This window comes from Azoarcus olearius (assembly GCF_001682385.1).
GTDB classification, from domain to species: Bacteria; Pseudomonadota; Gammaproteobacteria; order Burkholderiales; family Rhodocyclaceae; genus Azoarcus; species Azoarcus olearius.
This window is the reverse complement of sequence record NZ_CP016210.1, coordinates 3,269,360-3,294,895: the sequence shown is the minus strand read 5'-3', so window position 1 is coordinate 3,294,895 and position 25,536 is coordinate 3,269,360. Positions and strand designations below refer to the sequence as shown.

The 25,536-nt window shown below is 67.9% G+C and carries 21 protein-coding genes; 9 read left to right on the top strand and 12 right to left on the bottom strand.

From position 1 onward, the window contains the following. Nucleotides 1-10: 10 nt before the first annotated feature. Both dqs_RS15095 and moaC read right to left on the bottom strand, forming a co-directional pair. Nucleotides 11-229 (bottom strand): Nif11-like leader peptide family natural product precursor, encoded by a 219-nt coding sequence (locus tag dqs_RS15095; RefSeq protein ID WP_011766648.1) that lies wholly within the window; start codon nt 227-229, stop codon nt 11-13. Nucleotides 230-473: 244 nt separating this feature from the next. After that, nucleotides 474-986, bottom strand: coding sequence for a cyclic pyranopterin monophosphate synthase MoaC (gene moaC, locus dqs_RS15090; RefSeq protein ID WP_011766647.1), 513 nt, complete (start codon nt 984-986; stop codon nt 474-476). An 80-nt stretch (nt 987-1,066) separates the two neighbouring features. Between moaC and dqs_RS15085 the strand changes: the two genes are divergently transcribed. Further along, on the top strand, nt 1,067-2,506 hold the full coding sequence (locus dqs_RS15085) for a M48 family metalloprotease (RefSeq protein ID WP_065340991.1): 1,440 nt from the start codon (nt 1,067-1,069) through the stop codon (nt 2,504-2,506). Nucleotides 2,507-2,583: 77 nt separating this feature from the next. Further along, entirely contained in the window at nt 2,584-2,814 is a 231-nt protein-coding gene (locus dqs_RS15080) for a sulfurtransferase TusA family protein (RefSeq protein WP_011766645.1), read from the top strand. A 62-nt stretch (nt 2,815-2,876) separates the two neighbouring features. On the opposite strand, the gene dqs_RS15075 is transcribed toward dqs_RS15080, so the two are convergent. From dqs_RS15075 to dqs_RS15050, 6 genes are read right to left on the bottom strand one after another with little or no spacing between them, the layout of a single operon-like run. Beyond that, nucleotides 2,877-3,281: a type IV pilin protein gene (locus tag dqs_RS15075; RefSeq protein WP_065340990.1), complete on the bottom strand. Its 405-nt coding sequence runs from the start codon at nt 3,279-3,281 to the stop codon at nt 2,877-2,879. A gap of 2 nt (nt 3,282-3,283) precedes the next feature. Further along, nucleotides 3,284-7,492, bottom strand: a complete 4,209-nt coding sequence (locus tag dqs_RS15070) for a pilus assembly protein (protein ID WP_065340989.1) — start codon at nt 7,490-7,492, stop codon at nt 3,284-3,286. A 7-nt stretch (nt 7,493-7,499) separates the two neighbouring features. Further along, entirely contained in the window at nt 7,500-8,069 is a 570-nt protein-coding gene (locus dqs_RS15065) for a pilus assembly PilX family protein (RefSeq protein WP_065340988.1), read from the bottom strand. After that, the gene (locus dqs_RS15060) at nt 8,066-9,079 is read right to left on the bottom strand and encodes a PilW family protein (protein WP_011766641.1); all 1,014 of its coding nucleotides are present in this window, start codon (nt 9,077-9,079) and stop codon (nt 8,066-8,068) included. The genes dqs_RS15065 and dqs_RS15060 overlap by 4 nt, the downstream gene beginning before the upstream one ends. A 5-nt stretch (nt 9,080-9,084) precedes the next feature. Next, nucleotides 9,085-9,552: a type IV pilus modification protein PilV gene (pilV, locus tag dqs_RS15055; protein WP_011766640.1), complete on the bottom strand. Its 468-nt coding sequence runs from the start codon at nt 9,550-9,552 to the stop codon at nt 9,085-9,087. Beyond that, nucleotides 9,542-10,042, bottom strand: coding sequence for a GspH/FimT family pseudopilin (locus dqs_RS15050; RefSeq protein WP_083831958.1), 501 nt, complete (start codon nt 10,040-10,042; stop codon nt 9,542-9,544). The genes pilV and dqs_RS15050 overlap by 11 nt, the downstream gene beginning before the upstream one ends. A gap of 419 nt (nt 10,043-10,461) precedes the next feature. On the opposite strand from dqs_RS15050, the gene adeC reads away from it, so the two are divergent. Genes adeC through dqs_RS15025 form a run of 5 tightly spaced genes read left to right on the top strand, consistent with a single transcriptional unit; the run spans nt 10,462 to nt 17,599 of the window. Further along, on the top strand, nt 10,462-11,883 hold the full coding sequence (gene adeC, locus dqs_RS15045; protein WP_236778690.1) for an AdeC/AdeK/OprM family multidrug efflux complex outer membrane factor: 1,422 nt from the start codon (nt 10,462-10,464) through the stop codon (nt 11,881-11,883). A 15-nt stretch (nt 11,884-11,898) separates the two neighbouring features. Continuing rightward, nucleotides 11,899-12,972: an HlyD family secretion protein gene (locus tag dqs_RS15040; RefSeq protein ID WP_011766637.1), complete on the top strand. Its 1,074-nt coding sequence runs from the start codon at nt 11,899-11,901 to the stop codon at nt 12,970-12,972. After that, nucleotides 12,969-15,737: a ribosome-associated ATPase/putative transporter RbbA gene (gene rbbA, locus dqs_RS15035; protein ID WP_011766636.1), complete on the top strand. Its 2,769-nt coding sequence runs from the start codon at nt 12,969-12,971 to the stop codon at nt 15,735-15,737. Before dqs_RS15040 ends, rbbA begins: the two co-directional genes overlap by 4 nt. A gap of 30 nt (nt 15,738-15,767) precedes the next feature. Beyond that, nucleotides 15,768-16,952, top strand: coding sequence for an ABC transporter permease (locus tag dqs_RS15030; RefSeq protein ID WP_011766635.1), 1,185 nt, complete (start codon nt 15,768-15,770; stop codon nt 16,950-16,952). Nucleotides 16,953-16,957: 5 nt separating this feature from the next. Beyond that, nucleotides 16,958-17,599, top strand: coding sequence for a TetR/AcrR family transcriptional regulator (locus dqs_RS15025; RefSeq protein WP_011766634.1), 642 nt, complete (start codon nt 16,958-16,960; stop codon nt 17,597-17,599). Nucleotides 17,600-17,631: 32 nt separating this feature from the next. Here dqs_RS15025 and dqs_RS15020 read toward each other — a convergent pair whose 3' ends face one another. The 4 genes from dqs_RS15020 to dqs_RS15005 form a co-directional block, all read right to left on the bottom strand. Beyond that, a complete protein-coding gene (locus dqs_RS15020) occupies nt 17,632-20,628 on the bottom strand; it encodes a valine--tRNA ligase (RefSeq protein ID WP_065340986.1) in 2,997 nt (998 codons plus the stop codon). A gap of 94 nt (nt 20,629-20,722) precedes the next feature. After that, entirely contained in the window at nt 20,723-21,232 is a 510-nt protein-coding gene (locus dqs_RS15015; protein WP_065340985.1) for a hypothetical protein, read from the bottom strand. A gap of 14 nt (nt 21,233-21,246) precedes the next feature. After that, the gene (locus dqs_RS15010) at nt 21,247-21,684 is read right to left on the bottom strand and encodes a DNA polymerase III subunit chi (protein ID WP_011766631.1); all 438 of its coding nucleotides are present in this window, start codon (nt 21,682-21,684) and stop codon (nt 21,247-21,249) included. Nucleotides 21,685-21,689: 5 nt separating this feature from the next. Then, on the bottom strand, nt 21,690-23,192 hold the full coding sequence (locus dqs_RS15005) for a leucyl aminopeptidase (protein WP_065340984.1): 1,503 nt from the start codon (nt 23,190-23,192) through the stop codon (nt 21,690-21,692). Between the two features lie 142 nt (nt 23,193-23,334). Here dqs_RS15005 and lptF point away from each other — a divergent pair, with 142 nt between their 5' ends. Together lptF and lptG are read left to right on the top strand one after the other, a co-directional pair. Then, on the top strand, nt 23,335-24,414 hold the full coding sequence (gene lptF, locus dqs_RS15000; protein ID WP_011766629.1) for an LPS export ABC transporter permease LptF: 1,080 nt from the start codon (nt 23,335-23,337) through the stop codon (nt 24,412-24,414). Beyond that, complete coding sequence (gene lptG / locus dqs_RS14995) at nt 24,411-25,487, top strand: LPS export ABC transporter permease LptG (RefSeq protein WP_011766628.1); 1,077 nt, start codon at nt 24,411-24,413, stop codon at nt 25,485-25,487. Before lptF ends, lptG begins: the two co-directional genes overlap by 4 nt. Nucleotides 25,488-25,536: the final 49 nt, after the last annotated feature.

The following is a 25,536-nucleotide window of genomic DNA, read 5'->3' as shown; positions in this document are numbered from 1 at the left end:
TTGGCGCGGATCAGACGCGCAGCAGGGCCTTGCAGAGGCGCTCGGAGAGCTGGTCCTCGGTGAATTGCGGCTCGTTGGGCGGATACAGTTCGACTTCGTCGAGCGGGAAACCGCTGTCGCGCGCCAGCGCGAGCAGTTCCTTCAGCTTCTGACACGCCTTCAGTTGTTCGCCGAGGGCAGCGTCGCTGCGGGCCTTGTCGGAGAAGGCCTTGATGTCCTTGATTGCCATAATTCCAAGCTCATTGGTTCTGTTCGAGAACGAGGCGGGAGGCGGGTCCGCACCTCACCCATGCCGGGTTGCGGCAGGAGGGATGAATGCAAGACCAGTGCCGATTCCTGGTTGCGTTCTAATAGAGCTTAGAAATCAGTGGCTTGGGGTTGATTCTCAGCATAAGGGGGCGCGCAGGATTGTCGGATTCCTGCCCACCGCCGCGAATTTGGAAGTTTTGTACCTCGACTGCGCGGGACAACGGTCAGGCCGGCGCCACCCAGTGCCCGGACTTTCCGCCGAGCTTTTCGAGGAGCTGGATACCGTCCATGCGCATGCCGCGATCGACCGCCTTGCACATGTCGTAGATCGTCAGCAGCGCAACGTTGAGGGCCGTCAGGGCTTCCATTTCCACGCCCGTGCGACCGACGGTTTCGGCGGTGACGGTGCACTGGATCGCGCAGGCGTCCGCATCCGTTTCGAACTCCACCGCGACCCGCGTCAGCGGAATCGGGTGGCACAGCGGAATCAGCTCAGCGGTGCGCTTGGAGGCCTGGATGGCGGCGATGCGGGCGATGCCGAGCACGTCGCCCTTCTTTGCGGTGCCCGCCTGGACCATCGCGAAGGTGGCGGGAAGCATCGTGATACGGCCAGTGGCGCGCGCGACGCGGCGGGTTTCGGCCTTGTCGCCCACGTCCACCATGTGGGCCTGGCCCTCGGCGTCGAAGTGGGTAAGGGCCTGCGCCGGCGCGGCGGCGGGGTGTCGGGATTGGCTCATCGGGGAAGGACCGGAAGGAGGCTACACGCCGATACAGCGAGGCGGGAACGCTGCTGCACGGGCGGTTATCATAGCACCCGATGATGCGCCGACCTCTTGCCCTGCTGCTCAGCCTTGCGCTGGCCTTCCCTGTCCCTGCGGCCGACCTGCCCGACCTGGGGGACGTCACCGCGTCCGACCTGTCGCCCGCGACGGAGCGCCGCATCGGCGAACAGGTCATCCGCGAGATCCGCCAGGATCCGGCGTATCTGGACGACCCCGAGGTCGAGGAGTACGTCAATCGGCTGGGACGCAGGCTCGCCGGCGCGAGCCAGAATCCCCAGCACGACTTCGAGTTCTTCGTGGTCAAGGATTCCACCCTCAACGCCTTCGCGCTGCCGGGCGGGTACATCGGCGTGCACACCGGGCTGCTGCTGGCCGCCGAGAGCGAATCCGAACTGGCCTCGGTGCTTGGCCACGAAATCGCCCACGTCACCCAGCGCCACATTGCCCAACTGGTGGGCAAGCAGAGCCAGAGCAGCATGATGATGCTGGCCTCGCTGCTGGTGGCGGTGCTTGCCGCGAAGAGCAATTCGCAGGTGAGCGAGGCCGCGATCGCGGCCGGGCAGGCGGGTGCGCTGCAGTCGCAGCTCGGTTATTCGCGCGATTTCGAACGCGATGCGGACCGCGTCGGGCTGCAGACGCTGGAGGCCGCCGGGTTCGATGTCCGCGGCATGCCGAGCTTCTTCGAGCGCCTGCAGCGCAACGGCAGGCTCTACGAGAACAACGCCCCGGCTTATCTGCGCACCCATCCGCTGACCACCGAGCGCATTGCCGACATGGAAAACCGCGCGACGTCGATGCGTTACCGGCAGGTGCCCGATTCGCCCGATTTCGGTTATGTGCGCGCCCGACTGCGCGCCGATGCCGGGCTGCCGACCGATGCGGTACGCGAGCTTGAGGGCCGTGTCGCGCAGTTCCCCAACGACACCGCGGCGCTGTACGGCCTGGCGCGGGCCCAGTTGCGTGCCGGCCGGCTGGCCGAGGCGGCGACCCATCTCGAGCGGCTGCGCAAGCTGGCCGAACCCTCGCCCTTCATCGAAACCCTGACGGCCGAGCTTGCGCTGGCGCGCAAGGATGGCGCGGGTGCCGTCCGGACGCTGGAGAACGCTCAGGCCCGCTTCCCCACCAGCAGCAGCCTGCGCTACGCGATCGCCGACGCGCGCATCCGGGCGGGGCAGGCGCCCGCCGCGGCGGCCGGATTGCGGCAGGCCCTGCTGGGGCGCGGCGACGATCCGCGGCTGTGGGGCCTGCTGTCGCGTGCAAACGCCGAGATGGGCAAGCGCACCGCGCAGCATCGCGCCCAAGCCGAGGTTTATGCGCTGCGCGGTACCTTGCCGGCGGCGATCGAACAGTTGGAGATCGCGCGCAAGGCAGCCGATGGCGATTTCTACGAACTGTCCGCGGTGGATGCCCGCCTGCGCGAACTCAAGGCGCGCTGGCAGGAGGAGCGCCGCGAGCGCCAGGGCGAGCGCAACTAGCACCGGCGCGGCTTCCGGGCCCGCGCCCTTTCCTTTACCATCGCTGCGTTTGCCGGCAACGGTTGAAGGATGACGTGATGGAATACGACAAGGAAGTGGATGCGCGCGGCTTGAATTGTCCGTTGCCCATCCTGCGTACCAAGAAGGCGCTGGCCGAGATGCAGCCGGGACAGGTGATCCGCGTGCTGGCGACCGACCCCGGGTCGGTACGGGATTTCCAGGCCTTCGCCAAGCAGACCGGCAACGATCTGCTGCAGCAGGGCGAAGGGCCGGACAAGACGTTCGAGTTCTTCCTCAAGCGCAAGTAAGTCCGGACGCTGCAAGCAAAACGGGGCCATCGGCCCCGTTTTGCTTTATGAACAGCGCGGGCTTACCAGCACGCGGTGACCCCCGCCGATCCGCTCGCCGAGCGGGCGCCGGACTGGTTGATCCCGAGCGTGCCGCAGTGGCTGTCGGCCGTCTGCGCCCCTTGCGGTACCGCCTCCAGCGCATAGGTTGTGGCCGTGAGGTCCTGCGAATAGCCGAAGGTATAAAAACCGCCCAGCTCCGTTCGGCAGGCCGTTTCGGGCAATACCGCGTCGGTGTAGCTCATGTGGGTGGTGTAGTGGCGCTCGAGGAACTGCGCGAGTTCCATCAGGCATCCGGTGGCGGTAGCCCGGCGCGCCTTGATCAGATAGTCCTGATAGTTGGGATACGCGATTGCGGCGAGGATGCCGATAACCGCGACGACGATCATCAGCTCGACGAGGCTGAACGCGCGTTGGGTGCTTTTCATGCTTAATCCTTGATGATCTCGCGCCAGGAGAGCCGGCCGGTGCGCTTGACGCCGGTATTGACGCGCATGTCCGCGATCCTGCCGCTGGAGCCGCCGACGATCAGCCGGTCGCCGACGATGGTGGCCTCGCCGGGCATGCCGACGGACGGATCGAAGGAGCCGATGACCACGTTGTCGAGCTTGTCCGCGGCGTCGAAGCGGCCGTCGCCGTTGAGGTCGAAGGGCGGATACAGCAGACGGGCACCGTTGAACGGGTTGATCGCGTTGATGTAGCCGCTGCCACCCGCCTGGCAGGGGTCGGGGTCCGGGATCAGGCTGGAGGCGATCAGCACCGGTTCCACGAAGCGGTAGAGGTTGGAGCGGGTGACGATGCGCTCGCCACGCGCGGTCGGGTCCTTGAGGTCGACGAACCAGCCCTGCATGCCATCCATGTCGCCAGTGGTGGCGGCCGAGAAGGCGCGCACCGGAAAGCCCGCGACCACGCCCAGCACCTCGATCGATCGCTGCCGGAGCGCTCCGCGGCCGCTGATCGGGGCGCCATCGTCGATGAGCCCGTACCAGCTCTGCACGCTCATGTTGTTGGGATCGCTGGAATAAACGTAGCTGCCGGTGCCGAAGAAGACGAAGGTCTTGCCGTAGTTGGCGTCGCTGGTCACGGTGTTCTGCGCGACGGTGAGCTGCGCCGTGATCGGCTGCGCGTTGTTGCTGGCGTCGCGTGCGGAGAACAGCGGTAGCGGCGTGCTGCCGCTCCGGTAGGCGGATTTCCAGGTGGCGGGGGCGTTGCCGCTGAAGTCGAACTTCCACACGTTGCCCTTGATGTCTCCGGCATAGACCCAGTCGGTATAGCCGTCGCCGTCGGTGTCCACCGCAGTGGGCGTGGACATGGCGTTGTCGCCGCCGACTTCGGTATCGAGCTTCTTTAGCAGCGCACCGCTGGCGAGGTCGAAGACGTAGAGCACCGCACGGCCATTGACGCTGTTGTAGCCGTTGCCGACCAGCGCGACCGTGTGGCCGGTGCGCAGCTTGGCCAGTTGCGGCCGCCCGATCATGTAGCCGAGGTCGTCGTCGGTCGTGGCGCCGTACTCCCACAGCACTGCGGTGGGCGCCATGCTGCCCGGCGACGTCACGTCGAGCGCGAAGAGCCCCTTGGCGCCGCGGCCGGCGGTGGCCACCAGCAGATTCCTGCCCGGAGTCAGCGTGCGCGAGGACACCGCGATATCGCCATCCACGAAATAGGTGTGCGCATACCCGGGCGAACTGAGGCTGGCGAGCTTGCCGAACACCAGGTTGGGGATGTAGGCGAACAGCTCGACGCCGCTTGCGGCGTTGAAGGCGTGCAGCATGCCGTCGTTGGCGCCGATGTAGACCGTGTCGGTGTCCTTCACGTAGTAGGGCGAGGAATGAACCATGTCGCCGAGGAGCTTGGTGCGGGTGCGCAGGGTGCCGGCGTTCTGCACTTCCTGCGACTGGTTGCCGCGCAGGTAGTCGAGCACCGACTCGCTGCCGAGCAGCGTCTGCTGGGTCGCGGACAGCTGGTTCCACTCGAAGCGGATGCCCCGCGTGACGGCGTTCTTCCAGGTCAGGATGTTGCGGGTGCCGGACGAGGGCAGTTCGGCCGAGGCGCGCCAGGACGGCGTTGCGCCCACCCCCGACGCGGTGATCGGGTACGCGAGCAGTTCGCCGTCCCAGGTGCCGCTGTTGAACTGGGACTGGAAGACCCGGCTGGTGGTCTGCAACTGCTGGCCGTTGGAGGTGACGTTGCCGGCGCTGGCGCTGCGCTCGACGATGGAGTCGAAGCTGCGCTTGAGCGACTCCCGCAGCTTCAGCGGGTTCTGCACGAGGAAGTAGGTGTCGGGCACGCCGTCGCCGTCCGCATCCCATTCCAGCGGAAGGTCGGGGCGGTTGTTGCCGTTGCGGTCGATGAAGCCGCCCCACTTGGCGGCGTACCACAGCGGATCCTTCAGCAGGCTGGCCGTGGAGGCCCCGGGGCTGAAGAGGCGTTCGCTATAGCCCATGGCTCCGGTGCCGCCGGTGTAGGGCAGCTTGCTGCACGCGGCCGGCGGCGAGTCGGTGTCGCAGTAGCCCGGGGCCTGCCCCGGCGGCACATTGAGATAGTAGGTGCGGTCGATGTTTTCATCCTGCACGACCAGGTAAACGCCGTCGCTGTCGCTGCCGGAAATCACGTAGCCCATGCTGTGCTGGATGCCGCCGGCCTGGTATTCCGGCGTCAGCTTGACGCGCAGCTGGCCGTTGGCTTCGGCGGCGACTTCGTAGACGACGATGGCGTCCATGTCGTGGTCCGCGCCTTGTTCCACGTCCTCGAAGTTGATGCGGAAGCGGGCGAAGTAGCGACCGCCGTTCACCGAGGGCGCGGCGTCGTGCGGGGAGGAATTGACGATGGTGTCGACGTAGAAGTCGACGATCTGGTTGGTGGGCTGGAAGGCGCCCTTGGTATTGGAGATGCTGCTGCCGCCGACCGACTTGGCGAACGGCACCAGCGTGATCGTCTTGCCGCTGGTGGTTTTTGCCTCGATGCGCGGCAGCGGCGAGCTGAGCACCACCGCGTAGGTGTCCACCGTCTGCGAGCCGTTGAGGTCGGAGCGCACGCTGTGAGACTTGCCGTAGTGGGCCACCGAGGCGGAGTAGTAGCTGCCCTGCTTGGTCGGCTCATCCGGGGCGAGGCCGCGGATATTGCCCAGCGTCGTCACCGTCTTTGCGGTGGGGGCACCGTCGTAGGTGGTGCCGACCTGGCCGATGAAGCGTTGCCCGGCAATGCCGGCCTCGTGCGCGGTGATCTCCTGCGCAATGTCGGCCACGTTGAGGCTGCCGAGGGTGCCGGAAAACGCACTGAAGGCGGAGCCCGGCACCTGGTCGGAGTCGAACGAGGGATTGATGCCGGACACCACCAGCATGCTCGGGCGCGCGCACCAGCGCGCGCTGGCCGCGCTGCCGGCTTCGTAGGGGTCGTCCCAGCTGGCCACGTCCAGTCCCACCTGGGCGTCGTAGCCACCACTGGTGGCGAAGGCGGAGGTGGCGCTCTTCTTGCCTGCGAAGTAACGCAGGGTCTCGTACATCATCTCGCCCACCGGGTTACCCCAATCGACAAACTCGCCCTCGTTCATTGCCCGCGTCGTGACCCAGCCGGAACGGTAAGTGTCGTCGCTGCGCCCGTTGTTGAAGTCGCGGATGCGCAGGCTGTCGAGCGCCCGCACGATGGTGGCATTGCTGCGGAAAACCCCGTTGTTGCCGTCGATTTCGCTCTTGAACGACGACACCGCCTTGCGCAGCACGCCGCCCGAGGTGTTCTTGTTGTAGCTGCCGGTGAGCAGGCCGAAGAACATCGCGTCGCCTTCGCCGTATTCATGCAGCAGTCCGGTGGGCTTCAGGTTGCCGGCCGGGTAGCGCTTGCAGCCGGTGGGGAAGTCCTCGGTGCAGACCTTGACGCGGACGGTGTAGTCGGTGCGTGACTGGCCGCCGTGCGATGTGGCATGCAGCACCGGACGTTCGGTCGAGGCCCAGGCCCAGACCCGGCGGTCGCTGTTCTTGATGAAGCGCAGCAGCGGCGGCAGGTCGCTGCAGGAGGACAGCGTGGCGCAGTTGACGCCGACGGTGGCGGTGAGGTTGCCGAAGAAGTGCCGGCGCGAGGCAGTGGGTTCGTCGAGCGGCGTGTAGTCGCTGATCTTGTAGCCATCCACGGCTTCGCTGGTGTACTCCTTGGCCCAGGAGTGCGCGTCCTGCGGGATGTAGGCGCGGCGCAGGATGGTTTCGGTGGCGGTGTCGACCTCGCGATAGCCGCCGTAGAACACCTTGCGCAGCGCGTCGATGCGGCTGGTGGTGACATAGTTCAGCCAGTTGCCCGACCAGCGCTTGTGCTTGCAGCGGCCCAGGCTGTCCGCCGCGGCCTGGGGTTCGAAGACCGCGCTCGCGCCGTTGCCGCTGTAGCTGTAGCACACCTGGGAGTCGAACAGGCCGTAGTAGGTGATCGCCGGCTTGAAGCGGGTATCGAGCGTGCCGTCGCCGTCGATGTCGCTGGCGTCGTTGTAGGCCTCGTAGTAGAGCGTGTGGTCACGCCCCACGACCAGCATGCTGAGCGGCGTTGCGGCCTGGCTGGTGATCAGCGGCGCTTCGGGCAGCGCGATGCCGGCGCTGGCGGGCAGCGTGGCCGCGGCGAGCGTCAGGGCGAGCGCGGCGAGGGGGCGGGGGAAGTTCATGCGCGCCTCATTCTGTGGCGTAGATCGATTGCAGGATCACGATGGCGCGGTCGTCGTCGCCATGGCTGCGTGCCGTGACCCGGTAGCGGTTGCAATCCGTTGCCCCAGCGGTCGGGTCGTCGATGTCGCAGGGGAAGTTGCCGCCGAGGAACTCGACGAAATACTGCGGGCTGGTTCCGAGCGGGCCGAGGTCGAGTTCGCCGGCATCCACCCAGCCGTCGAAGCCGTCGTCCAGCCAGCGTGCGGGGCAGTCCTTGTCCGGCTGGGCGCAAAGGCCATTGGCGCAGGGGGACGCCGCGCAGTTGTCGTCACTGTCCGACCATTCGCCGCCATCGGGAAAGAGCAGGTTCGGGGGAATCGCGGCCGCCTGCGATTGGGCCACCGCTTCGCCCACGCGCAGCGCCGCTTCTGCCGCCTGGAACGCCAGGCCGCGGTCGTGGGCGTTGGCGGTCATGCGCTCTTCGAGCATGACCATGCGCACCCCGGACAGCCCCAGCAGCGTCATGACCACCAGAAGCAACAGCGCGACGATCAGCGCGGCGCCGCGTTGGGGCGCGAAGGCAGAGGGCGTTTTCATTGCACGATTTCCCGGTGGCGCAGGCTGACGGCGTGTACCAGCGGACGGTTCAGCCGCTCCGCATCGACGCCGACCCGCTCGCGCGATTCAACCTGGAGGACGACGCGCACACCGATGACCTGTGCGGAGGCGTCGTTCTCCCAGCCGTCGATCGCATCCGCATCGACATAGTCGTCCGCAGGGACGCTGCCGGTGCGGGTGAGGTAGCTCAGTTGCAGGTCGGCCACGCCCTCGGCGATTTCCTGCGGCGCGCCGCCGTTGACGATGCGGTACAGCGAACGCCCGCCGCGCGCGTTGTTGCCGACGTACCAGGCCGTCACCGTGAGGCGGTTCATGAACCCGTTGCCTTCGAAGCTGTATTCGTTGCCGATCACCGATCCGCAGTCGGTGGGGAAGCCGAGGCCCTTGCTGCAGTTGCCCGGCGTGCCAGCGCCCGTGTTGTGGACGATGGTGCGGCTGCTTGCGTTGGCATTGGTGATCTGCAGGATGGCCGCCTGGCGGTAGTCGCACACCATCACGATGTCGCCCGGAATGAAGCCGTGCGCCGTGGTGTTGACCTTGAACTGCGCGGAGGTGGTGTGGTGGTCGGTGATGATCACGCCTTCGTGGAGCGAGGCGCTGCGCAGGATCAGCGCGTCGGTGCCGCTCACGCGCTCTTCGGTGCCGGTGCCGGTGGTCAGGCCGGGCAGCACGGTCTCGCCGTCGAAGCCCTCGACGCCGCCACGCTCCCAGTCGTGCCAGACCGAGCCGTCGGCATCGTTGAGGACGTTGGCGACGAGCCGCGTGCCGCAGGCATTGCCCCCGGCCTCGCGAATTTCGCGGGCCATCAGTTCGAAGGCTACCCGGGTGCTGTCCTGCATGTGGGCCAGCCCTTCATTGACCCGGTAGGCCTGGCGCTGCGACAGGAAGATGGTGGTGACGGCGAGCAGCAGCAGCAAGCCGAGCGCCATTGCGATCATCAGCTCGATCAGGGTCAGACCCGCCTGGGAATTGACGCGCTTGTTTGTCATCGCAGTCACAGCCGGCTGGAGGTTTCGAATACCTGCGCGTCACTGCCGCCGGCGGCGCGGCTGTCGTCCCAATAGACGCGTACCGTGCAGTTCATGCCGTCGCAGTCGATTTCGCCGCAGGTGGTGTCCGCGTCGCCGAGCGACTCCTTGAGGCGTCCGAGCCAGTAACGCTGGTCGTTGGAGACGAGCGTGGAGCCGGGCGCCGGGATGTTGCAGGTCTTGGCAAGGTTGTAGTTGCCGTTTTCGACGTCGGCACGGTTGGCGCGCATGGCGTCGAACATGAAGTAGCTGAGCACGACCGCCTGCATGCGGTAGGCACTGCTCTGGTTGTTCTTCAGCGCGTTCATCTGCAGCGAGGCCATGCCGAGCAGCCCGATCGAGAACACGACGATGCCGATCAGCACCTCGAGCAGGCTGAAACCGCCTTCGCGGTCGCGCACACGGCGGGGAAGACGCGAAACCCTAGCCGACATAAGTGCCTCCGGTCCGGACATTGACCACCCGGCTGCTGGTGCCGAGGGTGAGGGTGATTTCGCCGTTGGTCATCAGCACGCTGCCGGCGCCGTATGCGAGGCCGTCGGGGCGATACCGCACGCAGGCGAAGTCCGCGAGCAGTCCGGTATCGAGATTGTTGGTGTCGGCCGTAATGGAGGGCGGGAGCGCGCCTTCGCGGATCTCGTCTCCGGCGACCTGATGGACGCTCCAGCGTCCGCCGGCATCGGCGAGGCAGAAGTACACCGTGGCATTGCGGCGCACCGCCTCGCTGCGGGCGACGTTGAGGCCGAGCAGGACGTCGTTGGCCGCGGTGGAGAGCCGGGTGCGGGCAATGATGGAATCGAAGGCCGGCACCGCGATGCCCGCCAGGATGCCGATCAGTGCGAGCACGACGATCATCTCGACCAGCGTGAACCCGCGGCCCCCGGTTCTCGCCGCAATACCTGAGTGATAAGACTTTGGGCGCATTGGGAGGAATCGCCTCGAATAATGACGGGAAATTATCTTTGCATACCAGCTATATGGAAAGACATAACAGTGAAATATGTCACGCGAAAGAGAAGATATGGCGGGGCGAGGTCTTGCCTACCACTCAGGCGGCAACGTCAGCCGCTCTCCTTGTCAAGGCCCCGGGGGGGGCGCCGCGGCCGTGGCGAGGCTTTCCTATGGGTTAATGCCGACCGGCCGGCGGTCGCGTCGTGGGGGCGCTGCGGCGGCTCCTTGCGCCGTCTTCAGGGCACGTCGGGCTGCTAGCGCGTTTGGGCACTGCTCCGATCGGGCAGGGGGCAAATTGTCGTTTCCCAACAGGTGTTGGATAATTCAGGCGTACTGTCGATCGCAAGTGGTAGCGTCCCATGAGCGTATGCGGATACCCGCGGTGGAGCAGGTTGCGGCCCTGGTTGCGTCCGGTGGTCTTCGGTCTCGCGCTGACAGGCGTTGCTGCCTGCTCGCTTGCGCCGCCCTATGAGCTTCCGGCCCTGCCGGTGGAAAGCCGCTATCCGGCCGACGCCCCGGTGGCGCCGGCCGCGCAGCGTGCGGCCGACACCGGCTGGCAGGACTACTTCGCCGACCCTGCGCTACGCCGCCTGATCGGCCAGGCGCTGGATAACAGCCGTGATCTGCGCGCCGCGGTGCTGCGGGTCGAGGAGGCGCGTGCCGCCTTCGGCATCCGGCGTGCCGACCGCTTTCCCACCGTGGGGCTCGGTTTCGAAGGCGTGCGCGGGCGCACGCCAGCCGACCTCAGCATCACCGGCGAGGCGGTGACCAGCGGCCAGTACCAGATGGGCATCAGCCTGGCGAGTTGGGAACTCGACCTGTGGGGGCGGGTGCGCAGTCTCGAAGGCGCGGCGCTGGAGGAGTTCCTTGCCACCGAGGCGGCGCGTCGCGCCGTCACCGTCAGCGTGGTGGCCCAGGTTGCCGATGCCTACCTCACGCTGCGCGAACTGGACGAGCGCATCGTGCTGGCGCAGCGCACCATCGACACCCGCCAGGAATCGTTCCGCATCTTCAGCCGCCGCGTGGAGGTCGGGGCGACCTCTCGACTGGATCTCGCCCAGGTCGAAACGCTGTTGACGCAGGCCCAGGCGCTGGGCGCGCAGCTCGAACAGGCGCGCGCGCTGCAGGCACATGCGCTGGCGGTGCTGGTGGGGGCGCCGCTCGACCTGCCCGCCGCGGCAACCCGCCTCGACGACGACCTCATCCTCCACGAACTCGATGCGGGGCTGCCGTCCGAACTGCTGACGGGACGCCCGGACATCGTCGCCGCCGAGCACCGCCTGAAGGCGGCCCACGCCAGTATCGGCGCGGCGCGGGCTGCGTTTTTCCCCCGCATCGCGTTGACCGCGTCGGCCGGCAGCGCGAGCGCCGCGCTCGACGGGCTGTTCGAACCCGGCAGCGGCGCATGGCGCTTCGCGCCGACGATCTCGCTGCCGATCTTCGATGCCGGCCGCAACCGCGCCGGGCTCGATCTCGCCGAGGTGCGGCGCGATCTTGCCGTCGCCAGTTACGAGAAGACGGTGCAGCAGGCCTTCCGCGAGGTGGCCGACGCGCTTGCCGCGCGGCACTGGCTGGAGGCGCAGCTCGGCATCCAGCGTGCTGCGCTCGCCACCCAGGTCGAACGCGCGCGCCTCGCCAAGTTGCGCTACGACAACGGCGCGGCGCGTTATCTCGAAGTGCTCGACGCCCAGCGCGACCTGCTTGCCGCGGAGCAGCAGGTGGTGCAGACGCGTCGCGCGCTGCTGTCCAGCCGGGTCGCGTTGTATGCAGCACTGGGCGGCGGCGCCCAGGAGTCGGAACGGACGCCCAGATAAGGAGCTGTGCGGATCATGAAATCTGCATTCAGGAAGACGTGGATTGTCCCGGCAGCGCTGGCGGCGGTGGCGGTGGTCGGCGTGGTGACCTGGTATTCGATGCGGCAGGAGGGGCCGGGCGAGGGCTTCGCCAGCGGCAACGGCCGCATCGAAGCGACCGAGATCGACGTTGCCACGAAACTTGCCGGTCGCATCGTGGACATCCGTGCGCGCGAGGGCGATTTCGTCAAGGCGGGCGACGTGCTGGCGCAGATGCAGGTCGATGGCCTCAATGCGCAGCGCGACGAAGCGGCGGCGCGCCATCAGCAGGCGATCAACGCGGTCGGCAGTGCCGAAGCCCAGGTGGCGGTGCGCGAAAGCGACCTCGCGGCTGCCGAAGCCGTGGTCCGGCAGCGTGAAAGCGAGGTCGATGCCGCCGCACGCCGGCTGGCGCGTTCGCAGACCTTGTCCGGTGAAGGCGCCGCATCCATCCAGGAGCTGGATGACGACCGCGCCCGTTTGCGCAGCACCGAGGCCGCGCTGGGGGCGGCGCGGGCGCAGGTCACCGCCGCGCGCGCCGCGATCGCCGCCGCGCGGGCGCAACTGGTCGGCGCGCGATCCACCGTGGATGCCGCCGCAGCCACCGTGGCCCGCATCGACACCGACATCGCGGACAGCCAGCTGAAGGCGCCGCGCGACGGCCGCGTGCAGTTTCGCGTCGCGCAGCCGGGCGAGGTGTTGGGCGCGGGCGGCAAGGTGCTCAACCTGGTCGATCTGGCCGACGTCTACATGACCTTCTTCCTGCCCGAGACCGTTGCCGGCCGGGTGGCGCTCGGCGGTGAGGCGCGCATCGTGCTGGACGCCGCCCCCGCCCTGGTGATCCCCGCCAGCATCTCCTTCGTCGCCAGCACGGCGCAGTTCACGCCGAAGACAGTCGAAACCGCGAGCGAGCGGCAGAAGCTGATGTTCCGCGTCAAGGCGCAGATTCCGCCCGAACTGCTGCGCAAGCACCTGACGCAGGTGAAGACCGGGCTGCCCGGGGTCGCATGGGTCAAGCTCGACCCCGCCGCCAGCTGGCCCGCTGAACTGGCGATACGGGTTCCGGAATGAGCACGACTGCCGGCTCCGACCGCGGCGCGCCGGTGGTGCGCCTGGCCGGGGTCGGCCTGCGCTATGGCAGCACGTTGGCGCTGGACGGCATCGACCTCGAGATTCCCGCGGGTTGCATGGTGGGCCTGATCGGCCCGGACGGCGTCGGCAAGTCCAGCCTGATGTCTTTGGTGGCGGGCGCGCGGGCCCTGCAGGCGGGTGCGGTGGAGGTGCTGGGCGGCAGCATGGCCGACGCCGGTCACCGCGCCCGGGTCTGCCCGCATATCGCCTACATGCCGCAGGGCCTGGGCAAGAACCTCTACCCGACGCTGTCGGTGGAGGAGAACCTGCAGTTCTTCGGCCGCCTCTTCGGCCACGACGCCGGCGAGCGTCGCCGGCGCATTGACGACCTGACGCGCGCGACCGGCCTCGATCCCTTCCTCGACCGCCCGGCCGGCAAGCTCTCGGGCGGCATGAAGCAGAAGCTCGGGCTGTGCTGCGCGCTGATCCACGATCCGGCGCTGCTGATTCTCGACGAGCCCACCACCGGGGTCGATCCGCTGGCGCGCAGCCAGTTCTGGACGCTGATCGCGCGCATCCGTCGCGGCCGTCCGGGCATGAGCGTCATCGTCGCCACCGCCTACATGGACGAGGCGGAGCGTTTCGACTGGCTGGTCGCGATGAATGCGGGGCGTGTGCTTGCCACGGGCTCACCGCGCGAACTGCATGAACGCACCGGCACGGCGACGCTGGAGGCGGCCTTCATCGCGCTGCTGCCGGAGTCGGCCCGGCGGGGGCACCGCGCGGTGGTGGTGCCGCCGCTGGCCGAAGGCGAGCGCGACGAGATCGCGATCGAAGCGCGCGGGCTGACGATGCGTTTCGGCGACTTCACCGCGGTCGACCACGTCAGCTTCCGCATCCGCCGCGGCGAGATTTTCGGTTTTCTCGGCTCCAACGGCTGCGGCAAATCGACCACGATGAAGATGCTGACCGGCCTGCTGCCGGCGAGCGAGGGCGAGGCCTGGCTGTTCGGGCGCAAGGTCGATGCAGCGGATATCGACACCCGCCGCCGGGTGGGCTACATGTCGCAGTCGTTCTCGCTCTATTCCGAACTTACCGTCGCCCAGAACCTGGTGCTGCACGCGCGCCTCTTCGACGTGCCGGAGGCGGCGATCGCCGCGCGGGTGGCCGAGATGAGCGCGCGCTTCGACCTCGGCGCGGTGCTCGACAGCCTGCCCGAGCAACTGCCGCTGGGTCTGCGCCAACGCCTGTCGCTGGCGGTGGCGATGGTGCACAAGCCGGACCTGCTCATCCTCGACGAGCCGACTTCCGGCGTCGATCCGGTCGCCCGCGACAGCTTCTGGCGCCTGATGATCGGCCTCGCGCGCGAGGACAAGGTCACGATCTTCATCTCTACCCACTTCATGAACGAGGCCGAGCGCTGCGACCGCATCTCGCTGATGCATGCCGGCCGCGTGCTGGTCAGCGACGCACCCGCGGCGCTGGTGAAGGCGCGCGGCGCGGCGACGCTGGAGGCGGCGTTCATCGCATGGCTGGAAGACGCAGGCGCGCAGGCCGGGCAGGCGGCAGGCAACGAAGCGGCGGCCGCGCCGGCCGATGCCGCGCCGGCTGCTCCAACGCTCGCCGCGCCCCGGCGCGCCTTCAGTCCCGCGCGGGCGCTCAGCTACTCGCGGCGGGAGGCGCTGGAGCTGACGCGCGATCCGGTGCGCGGCACGCTGGCGCTGCTCGGCAGCCTGCTCCTGCTGCTGATCATGGGCTACGGCATCACGCTCGATGTCGAAAACCTCAACTTCGCGGTGCTCGACCGCGACCAGTCCGGCATCAGCCAGAACTACACGCTGAATCTCGCCGGGTCGCGCTATTTCACCGAACGCCCGCCGATTGCCGACCATGCGGAACTCGATCGGCGCATGCGCAGCGGCGAGCTGTCGGTCGCAATCGAAATTCCCCCGGGCTTCGGCCGCGACCTGCTGCGTGGCAAGACGGTGCAGATCGCCGCGTGGATCGATGGCGCCATGCCCCAGCGCGCCGAGACGGCCAAGGGCTACGTGGCCGGCATGCACCAGGCGTGGCTGCTGGAGATGGCGCGGACGCGCTTCGGCAGCACGCTCGGCATCGCCGCCGCGACGATCGAGACCCGCTACCGCTACAACCCGGACGTGCGCAGCCTGCCGGCCATCGTGCCGGCGGTGATTCCGCTGTTGCTGCTGATGATCCCCGCCATGCTGACCGCGCTGGCGGTGGTGCGCGAGAAGGAGCTGGGTTCCATCCTCAACCTGTACGTCACGCCGGTCACGCGCGCCGAATTCCTGATCGGCAAGCAACTGCCCTACGTGGCGCTCGGCATGCTCAACTTCCTGCTGATGACGCTGCTGGCCGTGACGCTGTTCGGCGTGCCGGTGAAGGGCGACTTCGCCACGCTGGCCCTGGCGGCGCTGGTGTTCGTGCTGTTTTCCACCGGCTTCGGGCTGTTCGCCTCGACCTTCACCCGCAGCCAGATCGCGGCGATCTTCGTCGCCATCATCGGCACCATCCTGCCCGCGGTGCAGTTCGCCGGCCTGCTCAACCCGGTGTCCTCGCTGGAGGGCGTGGGACGGGCGATCGGCGAGATCTACCCCGCCACACATCTGCTCACCATCAGCCGCGGGGTGTTCACCAAGGCGCTGGGGCTGGGCGATCTGCAGGACGCGTTTCTCGCGATGGCCGTCGCCGCGCCCGTGATCATCGGGCTGTCGATCGCGCTGCTGAAGAAGCAGGAGCGCTGAGATGAACCGATGCTGCCGGGAACCCCAGCCATGACAGCGCACACGCCCGACTCACCGGACGCCGCCGCCCTCGCTCGCCCGGCGGCGTGGCGACGTCGTGCCGCCAACATCTACCGCCTCGGCATCAAGGAACTCTGGAGCCTGCGGCGCGACCCGATGATGCTGGTGCTGATCGCCTACACCTTCACCATCGCCATCTACGCCGCCGCCACCGCGATGCCGGAAACGCTGCACAACGCCTCGATCGCGGTCGTCGATGAGGACGGTTCGCCGCTGTCGGCCCGCATCCTCTCGGCCTTCTATCCGCCGCACTTCACTCCGCCCGAGCGGGTGTCGCTGGAGGCAATGGATGCCGGCATGGACGCGGGCCGCTACACCTTCGTGCTCGACATCCCGCCCGACTTCCAGCGCGACGTGCTGGCCGGCCGCGCACCGGCGCTGCAGCTCAACGTCGATGCGACGCGCATGAGCCAGGCCTTCACCGGCGCCGGTTACATCCAGCAGATCGTGCTCGGCGAGGTGAACGAGTTCGTGCAGCGCTACCGCAGCGCCGGCACGCTGCCGGTGGATCTGGTGCTGCGCGCACGCTTCAACCCCGACCTGACGCGCGCCTGGTTCGGCTCGCTGATGGAAATCATCAACCAGGTCACGATGCTCTCCATCATCCTCACCGGCGCCGCGCTGATCCGCGAGCGCGAACACGGCACCATCGAACACCTGCTGGTGATGCCGGTAACGCCGGCCGAGATCATGCTGGCCAAGGTGTGGGCGATGGGGCTGGTGGTGCTGGTGGCCACCGCCATCTCGCTGAAGACGGTGGTGGAGGGCGCGCTGCAGGTGCCGATCGAGGGCTCGGTGGCGCTGTTCCTGGCCTGCGTCACGCTGCACCTGTTCGCCACCAGCTCCATGGGCATCTTCATGGCGACGCTGGCGCGCTCGATGCCGCAGTTCGGCCTGCTGATGCTGCTGGTGTTGCTGCCGCTGCAACTGCTGTCGGGCGGTTCCACCCCGCGCGAGAGCATGCCCGAGCTGGCGCAGCAGATCATGCTGGCGGCACCCACCACACACTTTGTGGCAGCCGCGCAGGCCATCCTCTATCGCGGGGCCGGGCTGGACGTCGTGTGGCCGCAGTTCCTCGCGATCCTGGCGATCGGGGCGGTGTTTTTCGGCGTCGCGCTGGCCCGCTTCCGCAAATCCCTCAGCCAGATGGCCTGACCCTCATGTCCCCGACCACGGTGCCGCGCAGTCCAGGCCGTCCCCGCGGCGGCGGTGGCGACTGTCGTGAGCGGCTGCTTGCCGCCGCCCTGCAGGCCTTCACCCGGCTCGGCTTCGACGGCGCGGGTTTACGCCTGATCGCGGCGGAGGCGGGGTGCGACGCGTCCATGGTGGCCCACCATTTCGGCTCCAAGGCCGGGTTGTGGCGGGCGGTGGCGGAGCAGGTGGTGCTGCGCCACCAAAGCTGGCTGGTCGAGGCGCGCAGCGTGATCGCAGCGCCGTTGCCGGCGGCCGAGCGTGTCGGGCGGCTGACCGACTGCATGATGGATCACCTCGCCGATTCTCCGGCACAACTGGGTTTCGTGACGCGGGAGTTCGCGGAACCGGGGGAGCGGCTCGACTACCTCGTCGAGCGCCTGATCCGGCCGGGTGTGGAAGCCTGCGGGCCGCTGTGGCGCGAGGCGATGGCAGCCGGCGTGCTGGCCGAGGCCGATCCGGTGGTGTTGCAGATTGCGCTGGTGGGCGCCTACTCGCTGGTGATGTCGTCGCGGGCCGTGCAGGCGCGGCTGGCGGGGCGCGAAATCCCGCTGGACGAACTCAAGCGCGAACTGCGGCGCGCGGTGCTGGGCAACCTCGCCCGCGGCTGAAGCGCCGCAGGCGAGGCCGGCCGGACGCCGGTTCAGCGGCCGGCGAGCTTGGCGAGCTGCGGACGCAGCTGTTCCAGCGTGGCCTTGAAGCCGGCGAGGCGGTCGCGTTCCTGCTGCACGACTGCGGCGGGGGCGCGGTCGACGAAGCTGGCGTTGCCGAGCTTGCCTTCGGCCTTGGCGACCTCGCCCTCGAGGCGGGCGATTTCCTTGGTCAGGCGCTCGCGCTCGGCTGCGATGTCGATTTCCACCTTCAGCATCAGCCGGGTTTCGCCGGCGACGGCCACCGGGGCGAGTTCGTCGGCGCCGATCTCGGCCACGATCTCGACCTCGGACAACTTCGCCAGGCCGGCGAGGTAGGGCGCGTAGCGGCCGAGCAGTTCGGCGTTGCCGGCGGCCACCAGCGGCAGGCGCTGCGCGGGCGAGATGTTCATCTCGCCGCGCAGGTTGCGGCAGGCATAGATCAGCGCCTTGAGTTCGGCCACCTGCGCCTCCGAGGCCTCGTCGATGCGGCCCATGTCCGCCTGCGGATAGCGCGCCAGCATGATGCTGTCGGCGTCCTTGCGGCCGGCGAGCGGGGCCACGGTTTCCCACAGTTCCTCGGTGATGAAGGGGATCAGCGGGTGGGCGAGGCGCAGCACGGTTTCGAGCACGCGCAGCAGGGTGCGGCGGGTGGCGCGCTGCTGCTCCGGTGTGCCGGTCTGGATCTGTACCTTGGCGAGTTCGAGGTACCAGTCGCAGTACTCGTCCCAGACGAACTCATAGACCGCGCGCGCCACCAGGTCGAAGCGGTAGGCCTCGAACTGCGCGGCCACTTCCGCCTCGGTGCGCTGCAGGCGGGAGACGATCCAGCGGTCGGCGAAGGAGAAGTCGAGGTAGCCGCCGGGCACGCAGGTGCCGGGCTCGTGCGGGTCCATGCCGCAGTCCTGGCCTTCGCAGTTCATCAGCACGAAGCGGGTGGCGTTCCACAGCTTGTTGCAGAAGTTGCGGTAGCCCTCGCAGCGGGCGAGGTCGAACTTGATGTCGCGGCCCGGGCTGGCGAGCGAGGCGAAGGTGAAGCGCAGCGCGTCGGTGCCGAAGGCCGGGATGCCTTCGGGGAATTCCTTGCGTGTCTTCTTCTCGATGCTCTGGGCCTGCTTCGGGTTCATCAGGCCGAAGGTGCGCTTTTGCACCAGTTCGTCGATGCCGATGCCGTCGATCAGGTCGATCGGGTCGAGCACGTTGCCCTTGGACTTCGACATCTTCTGGCCTTCCGCATCGCGGATGAGGCCGTGCACATAGACGTGCTTGAACGGAATCTTGCCGGTGATGTGCTTGGTCATCATCACCATCCGGGCGACCCAGAAGAAGATGATGTCGAAGCCGGTGACCAGCACGGTGGAGGGCAGGTAGAGGTCGAGCGCGGGGTTGCTCTTTTGCGGCCACTCGGGCGTCCAGTCCAGCGTCGAGAACGGCCACAGCGCGGACGAGTACCAGGTGTCGAGCACGTCCTCTTCCTGGCGCAGCGTGCCCTCTTCATAGCGCGCGTGCAGCACCGACAGGCGCTCGGCGAGGTCGGGGTACTGCTCGGCGGTCTGGCCTTGCGACTGGCGCGACTGCACCTCGGCCTGCAGGCGGGCGATCTCGGCTTCGAGGTCGGCCTTCCAGGCGTGGAGGGCGGCTTCCTCGTTGGCGGCGACGTAGATGCGGCCTTCGTCGTCGTACCAGGCGGGGATGCGGTGACCCCACCACAGCTGGCGCGAGATGCACCAGTCCTGGATGTTGTTGAGCCACTGGTTGTAGGTGTTCACCCAGTTTTCCGGGTAGAACTTGATCTCACCGGAGGCGACCACTTCCAGCGCCTTCGCGGTGATGCTCTTGCCGTCCGCGCCCGGCTTGCTCATCGCGACGAACCACTGGTCGGTGAGCATCGGCTCGATCACGACATTGGTACGGTCGCCGCGCGGCACCTGCAGCTTGTGCGCCTTGATCTCCAGCATCAGGCCGAGCGTTTCGAGTTCGGCGACGACCTTGTCGCGCGCCGGCACGCGGTCGAGTCCGGCAATGCCGGCGGGCATCGCCACGCCTTCGCGCGGCTGGCCGTCGGTGGTGTAGCGCTCGGCCACGGCGGGCACGCTGCCGTCGAGCTTGAGCACCACGATCATGTCGAGCTGGTGGCGCTGGCCGACGGCGTAGTCGTTGAAGTCGTGCGCCGGGGTGACCTTGACGCAGCCGGTGCCGAACTCGCGGTCGACATAGTCGTCGGCGATGATCGGGATGTGGCGGCCGGTGAGCGGCAGCGCCACGGTCTTGCCGATCAGGTGGGCGTAGCGCTCATCTTCCGGATGCACCATCACTGCGACGTCGCCGAGCAGCGTTTCGGGGCGGGTGGTGGCGACGGTGAGACCGCGCAAGTCGCCGACGGGACCGTCGGAGAAGGGGTAGAGGATGTGGTAGAGCTTGCCGTCCTCTTCTTCCGACACCACTTCGAGGTCGGACACTGCGGTGCCGAGCTTCGGGTCCCAGTTCACCAGGCGCTTGCCGCGGTAGATCAGGCCCTCGTTGTAGAGGCGCACGAAGGTTTCGGTGACGGTCTTGGACAGGCCCTCGTCCATCGTGAAGCGCTCGCGCTTCCAGTCCGGGCTGGTGCCCAGGCGGCGCATCTGGCGGGTGATGGTGCCGCCGGAGTACTCCTTCCATTCCCACACCTTTTCCAGGAACTTCTCGCGGCCGAGGTCGTGGCGGCTGACGCCCTGGGCGTCCAGCTGGCGCTCGACGACGATCTGGGTGGCGATGCCGGCGTGGTCGGTGCCCGGTTGCCACAGGGTGTTGTCGCCCCGCATGCGGTGGTAGCGGGTGAGCGCGTCCATGATGGTCTGGTTGAAGCCGTGCCCCATGTGCAGCGTGCCGGTGACGTTGGGCGGCGGCAGCAGGATGCAGAATGCGTTGGGGTTCGACGTGTCGAGGCCGGCGTCGAAGTAGCCGCGGGATTCCCATTCGGGGTAGCGACGGGCCTCGATGGCCGCCGGCTCGAAACTCTTGGCCAATTCCATGATGGTGTTCGGGCGCTTTAAGGAAAGGGGCGGATTATAGCGGATGGGCGCCGCCCGGCCCGGGTGGCGGACGGTGTACGCGGCGAGGCCGGCGTCAGCCGTCGTCGCGGTCGAGCCGGCGCGCGATGCGTTCGGAGATGCTGGGCAGCAGGGTGGCACGCAGTTGGGCGAGGGCTTCGCTGCGCACCTTCTCGGCGAGCGCGTCGAGTTCGCGCGACAGGATCTGCGGTAACTCGTTGGCGAGCCAGGCCTCGACCTCGCGCCCGATCTCGGTGTCGAGTTCGATCAGCTGTTCGGCGACATGGGCCGCCTGTTGTTGCCGTCGGGTGTCCACGGCCGGCGCGGCGGCGGCAATGTCGGGCGCGGACGGCGCGACCGGCGGTGGTTCAGTGGCGGCCTGGCGTTCCAGCGCGCTCAGCTCGTCTTCGTCGACGACCTCGGTCAGGATAGGCAGGTCGTCGTCCAGATCGTCGAGTGGAATCGTCAGCTCGTCGTCGAGACGCTCGGACTCCGACTCGGTCCCCCGGTGGCGGCGCAGCAGCGCGTCGGCCTTGCCCAGCAGGTCGTCGGCGCGCTCCAGCTCGGCCTCGGTTTCCCGCCGCATCGAAGACCAGTCCTTCACAACGCCACCCGCCGTTCCGCATCGAAGGCCTTGAGCGGGAGGCCGCGCGTCTTGTATTGGGTCCAGCGCGCACGCGCGGGCGCTTTCTCTGCTTCGCTGCGGCCGACGATCTCGACCACGGTGCGAAAACCTTCGAAGCCGGGTGCGAGGTCGGCCGCAAGGTTGAACAGGATATCGGCATGCGGCCAGCGCGCGTCGCTGCCAGGGGCGCCGATCTGCACCGGGGTTTCATCGGCGAGCGGGCCGCCGTTCATCACGTGCGGTACGAAGGCGAGCGGTTCGACCGTCCACAGCATCAGGTCCAGCTTGCGCGCCATCGCCGGGTCCGCAGCGCGAACCGCGACCTGGCGTCCGCCCGCCTGCGCCTTGGCGACCAGCTCGCAGGCGAGCGCGAGCTGGTCGGGGGCGTTGTGATAGAACTGGACCTTGGTCACGACCGTCAGTCTGCCTTGGCCGCGGCGCGGCCGACGAGGAACTCCGCCAGCAAGGGCACCGGACGTCCGGTGGCGCCCTTCGCGTCGCCCGACACCCAGGCGGTGCCGGCGATGTCGAGGTGGGCCCACTTGTAGGCCTTGGTGAAGCGCGCCAGGAAGCACGCCGCGGTGATGGTGCCGCCATAGCGGCCGCCGATGTTGGCCATGTCGGCGAAATTGCTCTTCAGCAGATCCTGGTACTCGTCCCACAGCGGCAGCTGCCAGGCGCGGTCGCCGGATTCGGTGCCGCGCTTGAGCAGCTCGGCGGCGAGGTCGTCGTCGTTGGCGAGCAGGCCGCTGGGAATCTTGCCCAGCGCAACCACGCAGGCCCCGGTGAGCGTGGCGATGTCGATCACGCACGCGGGCTTGAAGCGCTCGGCGTAGGTGAGCGCGTCGCACAGGATCAGGCGGCCCTCGGCGTCGGTGTTGAGGATCTCGATGGTCTGGCCGGACATCGAGGTGACCACGTCGCCCGGCCGCGTGGCGTTGCCGCCCGGCATGTTCTCGGTCGCCGGGACGATGCCGACGACATTGAGCGGCAGCGCCATGCGCGCGATCGCCTTGAAGGTGCCGAGCACGCTGGCGGCGCCGCACATGTCGTACTTCATCTCGTCCATTTCGGCGCCGGGCTTCAGCGAGATGCCGCCGGTGTCGAAGGTGATGCCCTTGCCGACCAGCACCACCGGCTTGGCCTTGGACTTGCCGCCCTTGTAGTGCATGACGATGAACTTGGGCGGGATGTGCGAGCCCTTGGCCACCGACAGCAGCGAGCCCATGCCGAGCTTTTCCATGTCGGCGCGTTCGAGCACCTCGACGTCGAACTTGAACTGCTTGCCGAGCGCTTCCGCGGTGTCGGCGAGGTAGGCGGGCGTGCACACATTGCCGGGCAGGTTGCCGAGATCCTTGGCGAGCGCCATCCCTTCGGCGACGGCCTGGCCGCGCCGCACCGCCGCTTCCAGCTCGTCGCTGACCTTGTCACCGATCAGCAGCGTGATCTTGCGTGCGCCGCGTTCCTTCTTCGCGTCCTTCGCGCCGGCCTTGGGCGCGTCGAAGCGGTAGGCGCCGTCGGCGATCTGGCGCGTGGCCTGCTGCAGGCGCCAGGCGAGCGCGCGGCCGTCCAGCTCGGCGTCCGCAATCGCGACGACGGCGTCTTTGGCGACGCCGCTCGCGAGCGCTTTGGCAACGCTGTTGAGCGCGTCGCGATAGGCCTTGTCGGAGAACTCGGCGGATTTACCCAGGCTGACCACCAGCACGCGCTCCGCGGCAATGCCGGCTAGGTCGTGCAGCATCACGGCGGCGCCGGCTTTCTCGTCGAGATCGCCGCGCTTCACGAGCTGCGCGAGCTTGCCCTTGGAGGCCTTGTCGACCGCGTGCGCGGCGGGGGGCAGGATGCCGTCGGCAAAGAGACCGACGACCAGAACGCCGGTCCGGACCTTCTCCGGGGTGGCGGTCTTTATGGTAAATTCCACGGGCTTGCTCCTGGGGAAAGACGGGTGTTTTGGGCTTTCGGCCGATTATGGACCGTAGCCGTCAACGCCGTCAAAAACGCCCCCGGCAGCGGCCGGGCCAACGGCTTCCTTCCCCCTTGCATAACGGTTTTCCCCTCGCGCGATGATCTTCCGCCGCGCCTTGCTGCGCGAATTCAGCCAGACCGCTGCGGCGGTGTTCGTCGCCCTGTTCGCGATCCTGGTCACCATTGTCCTGATCCGGCTGCTCGGCCAGGCGGCCGGCGGCGGCGTTCCGTCCGACGCGGTGCTGGCGCTGATCGGATTCGGCGCGCTGACCGAGATGCCGGTGGTGCTCACCCTGACCCTGTTCGTCGCGGTGCTGTTGACGCTGTCGCGCAGCTACCGCGATTCCGAAATGGTGGTGTGGTTCGCCTCCGGCGTGCCGCTGACGGCGTGGATCGGGCCGGTGCTGCGCTTCGCGCTGCCGGTCGTGGCGGTCATCGCCGGCATGACCCTGTTCCTGTCACCGTGGGCGCACATGAAGAATGCGGAATACCGCGAACGCCTCGAAAGCCGTGATGACACCCAGCGCGTGGCGCCGGGCGTGTTCCGCGAATCCGCGGGCTCGCGCCGGGTGTTCTTCGTCGAGGTGGGCGCGGGCGAGGACGGGCGGGTGCGCAACGTCTTCGTCAGCGACGAGAACGGCGACCGGCTCAGCGTCATCGCCGCCGCGGAGGGCTATCTGAAGACCGACGAAGAGGGCAACCGCTTCGTCGTGCTCGAGAAGGGGCGGCGCTACGACGGCAAGCCGGGTACGCCCGAGTACCGGGTGATGAGCTTCGAACGCTACTCGGTGCAGATCGAGGCCAAGCAGGCGGCCGCCCAGCCGCAGCGCAGCCGCGCGCGGCCTACCGAAGAGCTGTTGCGCAGCCCCGACGACCGCAACCTGGGCGAGCTCGCGGGCCGTGTGGGCACGCCGCTGGCGGCGCTGCTGCTGGCCCTGCTGGCGATCCCGCTGTCCTTCGTCAATCCGCGTGCGGGCCGTACCAACAACCTGCTGGTGGCCATCCTCACCTACCTGATCTACAGCAACGCGATCACGATCGGCCAAGCCTGGGTGGCACAGGGCCGGCTGCGCTTCGAACTGGCGGTGCTGCTGCCGCATCTGGTGGTGCTGGGCCTGCTCGCGTTGATGTTCTACAAGCGTCTGGCGGTGTCGCCGATCTGGCGGGTGCGCGCATGAGCAAGATCCTGTCGCGTTACCTCGCCAAGGAAATCTTCGGCGCCACGGCAACGGTGCTGGTCGCCTTCCTCGGGCTGTTCGCGTTCTTCGACTTCATCAACGAACTCGACAGCGTCGGCAAGGACGGCTACCAGTTGTACCAGGCGGTCATCTACGTGGCGATGATCGTGCCGGGGCGCGTCTATGAGCTGTTGCCGATCGCGGTGCTGATCGGTTCGCTGTACGCCCTGACGACGCTGGCGCGACATTCGGAGATCACCGTGATGCGTGCCTCCGGGTTGTCGACCTGGCGCATGCTGCGCATCCTCGGCCTCATCGGCAGCGTGTTCGTCGTGCTGACTTTCGTGTTCGGTGAATACATCGCGCCGCCGGCCGAAAGCGCCGCGCAGCAGTGGCGGTTGGTGGCGACGAACTCGGCGGTGTCGCAGCAGTTGCGTTCCGGCTTGTGGGTCAAGGACGGCGCGCAGGTGATCAACGTGCGCACGCTGCGGCCCGACCGCTCGATGGAGCACGTCCGCATCTATGCCTTCAACGAGCATTACGGCCTGGAGTCGATCAGCGAGGCGGCCACCGGGGTGTATGACGGTGAAGGGCAGTGGCGCCTGAACGGAATCCAGCGCACCCGCTTTACCGACGAGCGCACCGTGCTGGAGCACGAAGACAGCATCATCTGGCGCTCGGAACTCACGCCCGAAGTGCTGAGCGTGCTGATGGTGGTGCCGGAGCGCATGTCCGTCGCCAACCTGTGGGCCTATGTGCGCCACCTGCGGGAGAACCGGCAGAACGCCGACCGCTACGAAATCGCGCTGTGGAAGAAGCTGGTGTATCCCTTTGCGGTGCTGGTGATGCTGGCGCTGGCCTTGCCGTTCGCCTTTACCCACGACCGCATGGGCGGCGTCAGCGTCAAGGTGTTCCTCGGTGTGATGCTCGGCATCGGTTTTCACCTGCTCAACGGGCTGGCGTCCAATCTCGGGGTGATCAATGCGTGGCCGCCGGTGCTCGCCGCGCTGACGCCCAGCCTGGTCTTCCTCGCAACCGCCGCGGTCATGCTCTACTCGGTGGAGCGCCGCTGACGCGCGTTCGCCGCAGCTGCGAGGCCGGCGCCCGCCGATGTCGGCGCCG